Consider the following 11580-nt stretch of genomic DNA (forward strand, 5'->3'; position numbering starts at 1 on the left):
CCATGAAACAGATTAAAGTACTGGGCAGTGGCTGCTCTAAATGTATGAAAACCGCAGAAATGATCGAAAAGTTTGCCGCTGAACTTGGGGCGGATGTCACTGTTATGAAGGAAACGGATGTGCAGGTCATCATGGCTTACGGTGTGATGAGCACCCCTGCAGTGGTAATTGATGATGAAGTGGTTCATTCCGGCTCTATGCCTAAGGCGGAGCAAATCAAGGCTTGGTTGGCCTGAATTAAGCCAAATTTATTTTCTAAAGCATAATTAACGAGAGCAACAATGACGATTAAGGTTGGTATAAACGGCTTTGGCCGCATGGGACGTTTATCTTTTCGTGCCGCGTTTGACTGGGAAGACGTAGAGTTTGTACAAATCAACGACCCTGCCGGGGACGCTGCCACCCTCGCCCATTTGATCACCTTTGACTCGGTTCATGGCCGTTGGCACCACGAAGCCAGCGCCGAAGGCGATGTGATGGTGTTAAACGGCCAACGCATTCCTTGCAGCCGCAATAAATCCATCGCAGAAACCGATTGGTCTGGCTGTGATGTGGTCATCGAAGCTAGCGGTGTGATGAAATCCAAAGCCCTGCTGCAAGCCTACCTAGATCAAGGTGTAAAGCGAGTGGTTGTTACCGCGCCAGTTAAAGAAGAGGGTGTGTTGAATGTGGTAATGGGGGTGAACCATGACTTGTACGATCCTAGCCAGCACCCGATTGTAACTGCTGCGTCTTGTACGACGAACTGCCTCGCTCCAGTGGTGAAAGTAATTCACGAGCAGCTTGGCATCAAGCATGGCTCCATGACGACCATTCACGATATTACTAACACACAAACTATTTTGGATGCACCACACAAGGATTTACGCCGAGCACGCGCCTGCGGCATGAGCTTGATCCCCACCACCACTGGCTCTGCAACGGCTATTACGCATATCTTTCCTGAACTAAAAGGCAAGTTAAATGGTCATGCGGTGCGCGTTCCTCTGGCAAATGCTTCCTTAACGGACTGCGTATTTGAAGTGGAACGCCCAACGACGCCTGAAGAAGTAAATAGCCTGCTTAAAAACGCTGCCGATAATCAACTCAAAGGTATTTTAGGCTTTGAAGAACGCCCTCTCGTTTCTATCGATTACAAAACGGACCCACGCTCCAGTGTGGTTGATGCCCTTTCTACTATGGTGGTCAATGGCACTCAGGTGAAACTGTATGTTTGGTACGATAACGAGTGGGGGTATGCCAACCGTACCGCTGAGCTAATGCGGATGGTGGGGAGTTTGGATCAAACGACTGCCTAATATGGTGAGCGAATGATTAGCTGATCCATTGATTAATTAATCTGTTGATTTAATAACCCGTTGGATCAATCTCGTTTCGACTTGCTTGTTTCGACCTTGTTTCGACTTGGTCATGATCGGTGTTCGGCTCGGAATCGACTTATGACAAGCACAGAGCCCAGGACGGGCGGCTAGCCCGTCTCGCACATGGATGTGCGTCGGGCGGTGCTGTCATAAGCGAGAAGAGCCGAACTTTTCAAATTTTGGAATTACCAACTGCTATGAACACCTTGGCACGACTCTCCCCGCAAATCCGTCAATACCTCATCGTCACTGGCAACTATTGGGCCTTTACCCTCACCGACGGGGCTCTGCGGATGCTGGTGGTACTGTACTTTTATGGTTTGGGTTATAGCCCACTCAATATTGCCATGCTGTTCATTTTTTACGAGGTTTTTGGTGTGATCACCAATCTCATCGGTGGCTGGCTTGGGGCAAAAATTGGCCTCAACAAGACCATGAACATTGGCTTATTTATGCAGATCATTGCATTAAGCATGTTACTGGTGCCTGCGGAGTGGCTGCTTGTCCCTTGGGTGATGGCTGCACAAGCCCTTTCCGGCATGGCGAAGGATCTAAACAAAATGAGCGCCAAAAGCGCGATTAAGACCTTAGTGCCAGATGACAGCGGTGGACAGCTTTATAAATGGGTTGCCGTCTTAACCGGCTCCAAGAATGCACTCAAGGGGGTTGGTTTCTTCCTCGGTGGGGCTTTGCTCAGCCTATTAGGTTTCAAAGGAGCGATTCTCGCCATGGCGGCGGCGTTAACCTTGGTCTGGATAATGAGCTTGCTCACTTTGAAACAAGACTTGGGGAAAGCGAAAAAGAAACCAAAATTCACCGATATTTTTTCTAAAAGCCCTGCAGTTAACACCTTATCAGCGGCTCGCTTGTTTTTATTTGGAGCTCGAGATGTCTGGTTTGTTGTCGCTCTCCCAGTATACCTAGCCCACTCGTTTGGCTGGGATCATTGGTATGTGGGTGGCTTTTTAGCCCTTTGGATAATTGGTTACGGTATCATCCAAAGCATCGCCCCACACCTAACCGGTAAACGTCGTGGCACTTTGCCGGATGGTCGTCACGCTCTGGGGTGGGCACTGGCTTTAGGGGTGACGCCAATGCTGATTGCTGTGGCGATTGCCAATGACTGGCACAGTCAAGCCGCTCTCATTGTGGGTTTGCTGGCATTTGGAGCGCTATTTGCGGTGAATTCATCCCTACATAGCTACTTGATTGTCAGCTACGCGGGGAAAGATGGGGTTTCTCTCGATGTTGGTTTCTACTACATGGCCAATGCCATGGGACGACTAATCGGCACAGTGCTATCCGGTTGGCTCTATCAGGAATTTGGTTTAGTGACCTGCTTGTGGGTATCCAGTGGATTTATTGCCATCACCGCCCTGATTTCTTGTTGGTTGCCAAAACATAAAGCGACCATCTGATAGCTAGGAAGCTTGACGTAGCGATCTGCTTGCAACCTGCCGCAAAACGCTCGTCAAGCGATTGAAAGTGTCGGATTGCACGCTAGCATGCTGCCAATACAGGGGCACATCAACGGTGATACTGGGATGCAACATGACTAAATGCGGAGTCGGCGAAAGGGGCTGAATCATGCTTTCTGGCACCATGCACCACCCCATCCCTAGAGTTGCCGCCTCAACAAACCCTTTTGATGTAGGCAGGTAATGGATGGGGGGCAGCAAGGATTTACCTACAACTTGCTGAATAAAGCGGTTTTGTAGCTCATCTTTACGACTAAATACCAACATGGGGGCGCGAGTTAAAGATTGCTCATTAAGCCCCTCCGCAAAATAGCGTTGCTGAAATTCAGGCGACGCAATGGCCTGATAACGCATGGTTCCTAAAAGATGGATATTGCAACCCTGCATGACCCGAGCTTCCGAGGTGACGGCCCCGACCACTAATCCATCCCGTAGCAAGTTTAACGAGTGATCTTGGTCATCCACGACAATATCGAACAGGTAGCCGTAGTCCTGATGTAGCTGTGCTAGCGCGGGCAATAACCAAGTTTCCAAAGAATCGTCGTTTACCGCAATCGTTAAGCGAGGTGGAGTTGCCTCCCTGGCAGAAGGATCAAAGTCAGCAAAAGCTTCCGCCTCCAACGCCAACATCGGCTTCACTTTGCAGAGTAACTTCTGTCCCGCTGCGGTTGGTCGGCACGGCAGTTGACGCACAATCAGCACTTGACCAAGGCGATCTTCCAAGGCTTTCACCCGCTGCGAAATCGCTGATGGGGTAACGGATAGACGCCTTGCAGCACCATCAAAACTTTGCTCTTCAATGACTGCCGCAAAAGCTGCTAGCTGCGGGTGCAATAGACTCATGCATGGCTCCAATAATTAGATTTTCTTAATCTGATAAAGAATAGTTAATTTTACTTAATTTGCAGTCGTAAGCAAAATACACCCATTCATTATCAGCAAGGATACTTATGTCTCTCTCCGCCCTGTTCGCCGGTTTCACCACTGGAGCCGGTTTAATCATTGCCATCGGCTCTCAGAATGCCTTCGTGTTACGCCAAGGTCTATTACGACAACACGTTGGCGTGTTGGTGCTGATTACATCCCTTAGCGACATTCTTTTGATCTCTCTAGGTGTTGCGGGAATGGGCGCTTTAATTCAACAACTCCCCAGTCTATTAGCCTTCTTTCAGTATGGTGGCGCCCTATTTTTGGGGTGGTACGGGGTATCGGCTGCGAAACGGGCATGGCGGGGTACCGAAGTGTTGGAGGCAAGCGAGAACTCTACCTCTAGCCTGCGTAAGGCGGTCTTGACCTGTTTGGCATTTACCTTTTTAAACCCCCATGTTTACCTAGATACCATGGTGCTATTAGGCAGTTTATCCACCCACTACAGCGGCGATGGGCGCACCGCGTTTGGCTTAGGAGCCTGTCTTGCCAGTATTGTATGGTTTGTCTGCTTAGGCTACGGTGCTCGCCTGCTACGACCAATCTTTAATAACCCAAATGCTTGGCGGGTGTTGGATGGGGTTATTGCGGTGATCATGTTGGGGCTGAGCGTTGTAATGCTAACGAGCCAACTTTAATTTGTTTTAACACACGCTTATGAACTCTTGGTCACATGGGGGCACAAATGCTCTTGATTCAATTACTTAGACCAGTTATAAACGCATTCAGAATTAAACAGTTACGGATCAGTCGTAAGGACAATGACTTAACATGGAACAACTTCACGTAAGCCTCTGGGGTGAGTATAACTTCAAGAGTTATCTGCCTGCGATCAACTCAAACGGCGAAGCCAAACTTCTGGTGCTAGCCGATAAATCCCTCGAACGAGCAGTCATAGATAGCTTGACCTATAAAAATTCAGTGCCTGAAGTACTCCACTGGCCGAAGCAACCTACCGCAGACGACTATCAGCGATTAAGTCAATGTCTCCTAAACCATTCAGATAAAGAAATCCTTTTTAACCTCAGCGCTGGTGAACCGGTATCGGTCCTAGGCTTGTACCATTTCGCGCTACAACAGCAACTACCAACGTATCTTATTGATGACGAAGATTTCCAACATTGGCTACCACCGAGTACTCGCCAACCGATTGAAGTGGAGAACCAAGCTTCCCTCAAGTATTACTTCAAAGCCCACCAAATCTCTCTTGAAAAGAGTGGTTTGGACATGCCAATCACAGCAGAGCTTCGTGCTTTAACAAATCTTTGGGCAAGCTACCCAGCAGACTATGACACTTTTCGTGGACTCAATTACCTAGCCGGATCGGCATCACCAAATTTTGGCGATCACGCTGGCACCTACAGCGTCAATTACTCAAACAAGCAACACGGTAAAGATGTACAGCTATTGTTTAGTGATTTAGAAAAAGCGGGGCTTGCAACTGTCGCTGACGAGCACATAACACTCGCGTCGGAAGCGGCAAAAGTTTACTGCAATGGTGGCTGGCTAGAGCTGTACGTCTACGACCAAGTGCGCGCCTTACGCGAAAGAGTGCCTGAAATCCAAGACGTTCGGCTCGGTCTAGAAATACGTTACCCGGAAGGAATCAAAAACGAGCTGGATGTGGTTTTCTTAGCCGACAACCAACTACACCTTATCGAGGTCAAAACCTCTTACCTATCCAACAAAATCGCTGATGCTAACGCCATCGTTTACAAACTCGAAGCCCTCGCCAACGCCCTTGGCGCCGACGTCAAGGGAATGGTAATCAGCCTGTTTGACTTGCCTGGCGGCACCATAAACCGCGCTGGACTCTATGACATCCACGTAGTCAGCGGCAACCAGATACCACAGTTGCAATATCACCTAAAACACTGGATCGAAGAACAATAATAGGAGACGCAAGGATGCCGAAAACAGTCCTCGAGTACAGCTTAATACCTCAGACGACAACTACCTTGAAAAACACCGACTCTTAGTATTACATTCCTAGATTTCTATTATACCCAAAATCTTTAGCGCTACTCCTTCAGGACTTTCGGCCCTTCCAGTAGCGCTTCAAAGGCGGCCATATCATTACAAGAACCGTGACTAAAGTGATTCCCCCAGATAGAGACCAGTACAACAAATTCATTTGGCTTTTCGATAGTGCCATTATTGTTGCTATGGAACTCGCTGGCACCAATAAGGCAGCCACCAAAGAAACTAACAACATTACGGCATTCGATGAGTCTTCTTTTTCCTGTTTCCATAGAGCATAGTTATGCTCTAGTTCCACAAATGTCTTTTCCTCAACCAACTCTAAATCTGTTTGATAGCAAAGATACTGATACAACCGTTCGGCAAACGGGTAGGTGGATATGTTGGAAATTTTGTACTGTTTTCGAAATATTGCGATACGCTCGTATAGATTCCCTCTTTGCTTATTTGAGCAGAGCACCATTTCATCTTTGAAACGATTCAGCGTTGCTCTTTGCCCTATAACAGCAGCAAGCAAATCCAGATAGTAATTATTTCCTGATAAGTTAAAAGCGAGTGCTGAATCTCCCTCAGTCTGATCAACAAAAACTAAACGATTGAGATTAAATTGGCATCGCCAATCTGCCCAGTAACTGAATTGATTATCTAACAGGCGTTTTTTCTCTTGATCAGAAAGTTGATACCTTGGGTCAGAAAGATTAATACCAGCACTCAAATCACTAACACATAAATTTTCTCCTAGACCAGAATTATCCATCTGCCTAATCCAAGAACAATTAACCAACTCATGGCCAAAAGCATCCTCCTCGTAATGACTATCTTGTTCTAAAACAATCCCGATCAAATCACTTATCTGCTGTTTTAGTGGTCTTACATGCCCATCTTGATTTCTCCAGCGTGTAATTTGATGAGCCTGTGTTCGAGGCTCCCACTGAAAAACTACCCGATTTAATTCAGAGACCGCATGCATATCAAATTGACTACTACTTTCAAAATGAATATATAAGAGGCTGACTTCCCCCAATGCTATTAACTGTAACTTGGTAACATTTATTGAAGCAGAACCGATTTGTTCAGAATAAGTAGGAACCATCGTCAACAAAGGGGTGTCACCATCCATCGAAGTAAAGACAAACCGTCCACTAGACATGGGACGCATTAGATCAGCAGCAGCGCGTGTATAAAAACGTCTCAAGTCCTTGATTTGATCTTGGCCTAGTCCCTCACTCCAATGAAACCAACCCGGAGCAGCGACTATCTTGTTAAACACTGTCTTTGATATAAATAGCGGTAGCAGGCCCCAGCCTTGCCAGTGGTATTTCTTCATCAATCCATAACCTCAATTGGTCGAGGCAAATTACTCAAAATTCGTTCTATTGAATACAGCTTGGCTAGTTCCCGTACCTGCTCGGTTTCCTTTTCTGAATATGTATCTTTTACATACTGCGAAAAACGTTTAAATGGTTGTTTCTCGCGAGGCAATTTATAATACCTCTCCATATCGTCATAAAAGCTTCTCAGTATATTTGCATCATTCTGCCGGCTCTCTTCAAGTAGTCGATAACGTATTGTCAAACCTGATAGCTCCGGATATTTATTCCTTGCTTTTAGCCCTACAGGCTTAGCTGAATATTGAGAAGTACCACATAGCAAAATAGCTTGTATTCCTGATTCAAGTTTCTTCGATAACCACTCTAAATTGGCCCGAGTAATGCTGACAATCGGCAACCCAAACTGATCTAGCCCCACCTCTCCTTCACCATATGAGGGAGATTGGATCTGATTATACTCACGCAGTTTTTCCAGTGTGCAATCATCATTTAGAACACTAATCGTGGGTAGAATAGATTTTAAATCATACTCTCGCGTGGTTTCACCAAATGCCACTAAAGCCCTCTCAGGTTCTTTTTTCCCAATCAAAAATAGACGGGTTTGCAAATAACCAGAGGAATATCCAACCATATCGCCAAAAGAAATTGTTTCGTCAGTTATATTCAGATCGCGTTTAGATTCTACTGTAGAAAGATCCAATCCTTTTAGATTGACGAGAGCAGCCTCATCCAAGATATGGTGAGATTTAACTTTTCTCCTTACATCGCTAGTACGTAGTTGATCTACCTTGTTAAACGGCAACTGATAAGCTGTCCTAGGCAATAATTGCTCGGATACTGCACAGTAACGAAATGAACGTTGTACAATCTTTATAGGAACACCTTGCTTTAACGTCTCCACCCCAAGCGGCGCTAGTCTTAGTCGCTCTGATTCATTAGTTAACAGAGACATTCCAATCATCTCAGCAATATGCTTTCTAACCAGTTTTTCTGCTAACCCTGTCAAGGTAACGATGGACCTAACTAAACCAATCCCTTGTTCAATTAACTTTAAAAGCATTAAATCAATATCATTGAATTCTTCTCGACTACGCTCATGGATAATCATTTTAATATTCAATATAGGCAGTAAGCTGTCTCGCACGTAAAACAATGTCTCACCAGGGCTAAGTTGGTTATTCAATACCTCACCATAGCTACTAGCATAGGCTTTAAAATACAATTTTTGATCTGAGTTCTTTGGTGCCGAATCTTTCTTAGCCATGGTATCCTTCCGCTTCAGGCTTCATGCTCACGCTGTTTGGATGACTCTGTATTTTAGGACGTGCCACTGTCTTTGCTCCTGGCAAAAAGCGAGCTGCTTGGAGTATCGCCCCTTTTTGCTGGCATTGACCTTTCAATAACTGCATCGCTTGTTTAAATGCAACATCATTGGCTTGTGCTCGATTCGCGCCTTTAGTTAGCGTTTGCGAATCACCGATCATAATTAGCTGTTTCTTTGCACGGGTCTGTGCCACATTTAGGCGTCGCCAATCCGATAAAAAGCCAACTTTTCCCTGCGGATTGGACCGTGTGAAGGTGAAAATAATTAAATCTCGCTCTTGGCCCTGGAAACTATCAACTGACGCAACTAACTCATTCAGTGGCATCGTCAATTCGAGTAACTCTCCACGCTTTTGAGCCCGCCGAATCGCCGTTTGAATCGCTTTCACATGACTTGCATAGGGTACGAGAATACCGATCTCACGCTTATCTGCGAGCTCAGGAACTTCGTGAATGGCTGTTTTTAATAGCTCAATAACAAGTTTGGTCTCACAGGGGTTATCTTGAACAACCGACCGACCACCCTCTAATCTAGCCTTTTCATTTTTACCATCTAACCAAGTTGTATCAATCCATACCATGGGCTGTGGGCAGAAGGATAACAACGGCTGTTTCTTCTCCATGCCTGTACCAGCAAAATAATTCCCCTCATAAAATGCTTCGGAAACAAAATCACTGATGATCGAGGGACAACGAAACTGAGTATCCAACATAATTTTTCTGTCTTCGGGGGCAGCATTCCAAAGATGCTCAAACCAACTTAATCGGTATAAATCTCGATAATCAGAAAACCCTTTGGCATCAATTTCCTCCATCATTTCGTCCCCAACTACCGGTGGTAACTGCTTATGGTCACCAACTAATATGGCTTTATTCGCTCGAGACAATGGGACAATTAAATTGTGTAGCTGAATTTGCCCAGACTCATCAACGATGACGACATCAAAATCTAGTTCCCGAAATAAGGATTTGGTGTTGATACCAATACAGGTGGCACCAACCACATTGACGTTTTCAATCAAAATTTTATACAACGCCTGCTGGCGTTCGTTTTTGAGTTTGTAGAACCACTTAGTCAAATTGGCATGGATACTGTCTAGTTTTCTGAATGATTGATCTAGGTTTAGTAAGTCAAGTTTCGTCAACCGCTCACCATTCTGCCCAGGTAGCTGGATCTCCTCGATCAAAGGCTCAATCGGTTGTATGTAACCATCAATACGATGACGACTCTGGATAATTTTCTGTTGTATTGCTTTCAATTCAATCCGATAGTCTCTTATCTGGGCAAACAATTTATTACGCTCTAAATGTTTCTGACCAATACTATCTTTGAGCTGATGAATCTTATTTTGAAAGCGCTTCACTTTGCGTCTATTTAACAAACGCATAATGGGCTTAAAGAATAACCATCCACTATCATTGATATTCTGAATTATACGGTTTACGTGATGAACCTCATTATCTTTAGCCAAGATATTGCCTTCACAGGTAATCACCATGGCCTTCAGACTTTCCAAGCTAGATATTATCACTTCCTGATCAGTTTCTGCTTGGACTAAACGATCAATAGCGGTCTCGATATCTTGGCGGTGGGTCAGCAAAATCTTTAGATAACCGAGCTGCTTTTCAAGATGAGCAAGAGTTTCATCCGCTGCGGAAAACATCCGTTCTTGTAACTCTGCGGCCTTGTTATCGAGCATGATACTTTCTAACGAAGAGCTAATTTTATTCTCATTGCCTATACGCAAGCACTCAAAATCATCTTCTTCAGCTAGACGTTCCAATACATTGTCTACGGCTTTATTATTTTGCGACGTAACCAAAACGCGCTTCCCTTGCGCTGCAAAGTACTTCACCCACTGCAAAATAACAGTAGTTTTACCGGTTCCAGGAGGGCCTAAAACTAGAGTATAGTCCTCGCTACCGGCACCACTGTTGATAGCTTTAACCTGTGAAGGAGTTGGTGGAAATTTGCTGGGAAGCAATGGGACGTTCACCGCAGCTAGAAGGTTATGCTGGTATACGCCTGCAGCAAGTGGCAGCAACCAGGTATTTTTTGTCTTTTCGGCTTCCAGTAAATCTATAACATCGTTACGTACCTTTTTAAGAGTAGGTAACGCGGCAATATTAAAAAACGCCTGATCTGGAACTTGTCCTGCAGATGCTTGTTTTTCCACACTGACATAAACAACGGGTTGATTCTCAATTGGATTAAGGTCCGTCACCTCCATCAAGATATCAGTAGGCTCACGCATCTCGTTAAGCATTTCTAGCAACGTTGGTTTTGCATCAAGCAGCCGATTGTAATCATGCTCATCGAATCTGATTTCGTAATGAAGGCGGTAAGTCGTACGCTGACTACGAGCGCCGATTGAGAGAGCCTCGAATGGCATAGACTGCTGAGCAGCGATGCGCTCTAGCTCGTATTCAGAATCAACAAAGCAACGTAAAACCTCTATCGCTTCTTGTTCTTCTATAGTTAGTACATCGTCCTCATACTCGCTATCTTCAACCTCTTGGCCGGCAACATTCCAAGGTGAATTAATCGCCTTAAGCAGATCATCCGCATAAATGCCTGATTTGTACCAACTGTTTGAAGCTTCAGGACCAACACGGAATTCGTTTCCCGTAAAGAATGACAAACCATCAAAGTCCAACAAAGTGCCTTTTTCTAACATACGCTGACGATCTTGGTTGTTTGCAAAATAGACTTTACTCAACCACAGTCTAGATCGACCCTCACTGAGAGACACATTGATTGTTACCTTATACTGACCAGTTATAATTGTTATGATGACTGTGTCTCGGGGCTTAAAAGAAGAGACCCACCCCCTTTTAACTGATGTCAATTGAGATAAGACAGCAGCCAATGTTGGACCATTGTCTGGCCAATTCTGATCTAAATAGTTCTTATCAAGACGATACAACAAGGAAATACTAGCACTGTATTTTGCAACCTTTTCTTCAGGCCAGAATGGAACCGATTGAAGCACTTCCGACATTTAGTAATACCTTTTACCATTAAGTTGCTTTGATGACTCTTGAAGTACTTTAACTAGAGTAGAAATATCACTAACTCGTTTTTTATGTAAGCGTCCGCCGAACCACACCTATTTTTAGAGTTTGATTCATCGCAGTGTTTGAACTAGCTAGGGATGACAGGGTTGGTAATATTTTATA

At 45.1% G+C, this 11580-nt stretch carries 9 protein-coding genes; 5 read left to right on the forward strand and 4 right to left on the reverse strand.

Annotation, left to right across the window (positions count from 1 at the left end; genetic code table 11):
- Nucleotides 1-2: 2 nt before the first annotated feature.
- The 3 genes from FJM67_RS13190 to arsJ all read left to right on the forward strand — a co-directional run bounded on the left by FJM67_RS13190 (nucleotide 3) and on the right by arsJ (nucleotide 2779).
- The gene (locus tag FJM67_RS13190; protein ID WP_140589999.1) at nucleotides 3-236 is read left to right on the forward strand and encodes a thioredoxin family protein; all 234 of its coding nucleotides are present in this window, start codon (nucleotides 3-5) and stop codon (nucleotides 234-236) included.
- A gap of 45 nt (nucleotides 237-281) precedes the next feature.
- Nucleotides 282-1298, forward strand: coding sequence for an ArsJ-associated glyceraldehyde-3-phosphate dehydrogenase (locus FJM67_RS13195; protein ID WP_140590001.1), 1017 nt, complete (start codon nucleotides 282-284; stop codon nucleotides 1296-1298).
- Nucleotides 1299-1558: 260 nt separating this feature from the next.
- Complete coding sequence (gene arsJ, locus FJM67_RS13200) at nucleotides 1559-2779, forward strand: organoarsenical effux MFS transporter ArsJ (RefSeq protein WP_140590002.1); 1221 nt, start codon at nucleotides 1559-1561, stop codon at nucleotides 2777-2779.
- A 3-nt stretch (nucleotides 2780-2782) separates the two neighbouring features.
- On the opposite strand, the gene FJM67_RS13205 is transcribed toward arsJ, so the two are convergent.
- Nucleotides 2783-3682, reverse strand: a complete 900-nt coding sequence (locus FJM67_RS13205) for a LysR family transcriptional regulator ArgP (protein WP_140590004.1) — start codon at nucleotides 3680-3682, stop codon at nucleotides 2783-2785.
- Between the two features lie 107 nt (nucleotides 3683-3789).
- Between FJM67_RS13205 and FJM67_RS13210 the strand changes: the two genes are divergently transcribed.
- Entirely contained in the window at nucleotides 3790-4404 is a 615-nt protein-coding gene (locus FJM67_RS13210; RefSeq protein ID WP_140590005.1) for a LysE/ArgO family amino acid transporter, read from the forward strand.
- 133 nt (nucleotides 4405-4537) lie between these two features.
- Nucleotides 4538-5659, forward strand: coding sequence for a Card1-like endonuclease domain-containing protein (locus FJM67_RS13215; RefSeq protein WP_140590007.1), 1122 nt, complete (start codon nucleotides 4538-4540; stop codon nucleotides 5657-5659).
- Nucleotides 5660-5795: 136 nt separating this feature from the next.
- Here FJM67_RS13215 and FJM67_RS13220 read toward each other — a convergent pair whose 3' ends face one another.
- From FJM67_RS13220 to FJM67_RS13230, 3 genes are read right to left on the reverse strand one after another with little or no spacing between them, the layout of a single operon-like run.
- Entirely contained in the window at nucleotides 5796-7073 is a 1278-nt protein-coding gene (locus FJM67_RS13220) for a hypothetical protein (protein WP_140590008.1), read from the reverse strand.
- Nucleotides 7073-8341 (reverse strand): hypothetical protein, encoded by a 1269-nt coding sequence (locus tag FJM67_RS13225; protein WP_219845987.1) that lies wholly within the window; start codon nucleotides 8339-8341, stop codon nucleotides 7073-7075. Before FJM67_RS13225 ends, FJM67_RS13220 begins: the two co-directional genes overlap by 1 nt.
- On the reverse strand, nucleotides 8334-11270 hold the full coding sequence (locus FJM67_RS13230) for a DEAD/DEAH box helicase (RefSeq protein ID WP_181161506.1): 2937 nt from the start codon (nucleotides 11268-11270) through the stop codon (nucleotides 8334-8336). The genes FJM67_RS13225 and FJM67_RS13230 overlap by 8 nt, the downstream gene beginning before the upstream one ends.
- Nucleotides 11271-11580 lie beyond the last annotated feature (310 nt).

Source organism: Maribrevibacterium harenarium (assembly GCF_006385675.1).
GTDB lineage: Bacteria > Pseudomonadota > Gammaproteobacteria > Pseudomonadales > Marinomonadaceae > Marinomonas > Marinomonas harenarium.

What these genes read in the sequence shown, in the direction of transcription:
- arsJ (WP_140590002.1), top strand. Translation starts at nt 1,559, where the DNA reads ATGAACACCTTGGCACGACTCTCCCCGCAAATCCGTCAATACCTCATC.
- FJM67_RS13205 (WP_140590004.1), bottom strand. Translation starts at nt 3,682, where the DNA reads ATGAGTCTATTGCACCCGCAGCTAGCAGCTTTTGCGGCAGTCATTGAA.
- FJM67_RS13195 (WP_140590001.1), top strand. Translation starts at nt 282, where the DNA reads ATGACGATTAAGGTTGGTATAAACGGCTTTGGCCGCATGGGACGTTTA.
- FJM67_RS13225 (WP_219845987.1), bottom strand. Translation starts at nt 8,341, where the DNA reads ATGGCTAAGAAAGATTCGGCACCAAAGAACTCAGATCAAAAATTGTAT.
- FJM67_RS13190 (WP_140589999.1), top strand. Translation starts at nt 3, where the DNA reads ATGAAACAGATTAAAGTACTGGGCAGTGGCTGCTCTAAATGTATGAAA.
- FJM67_RS13210 (WP_140590005.1), top strand. Translation starts at nt 3,790, where the DNA reads ATGTCTCTCTCCGCCCTGTTCGCCGGTTTCACCACTGGAGCCGGTTTA.
- FJM67_RS13220 (WP_140590008.1), bottom strand. Translation starts at nt 7,073, where the DNA reads ATGAAGAAATACCACTGGCAAGGCTGGGGCCTGCTACCGCTATTTATA.
- FJM67_RS13215 (WP_140590007.1), top strand. Translation starts at nt 4,538, where the DNA reads ATGGAACAACTTCACGTAAGCCTCTGGGGTGAGTATAACTTCAAGAGT.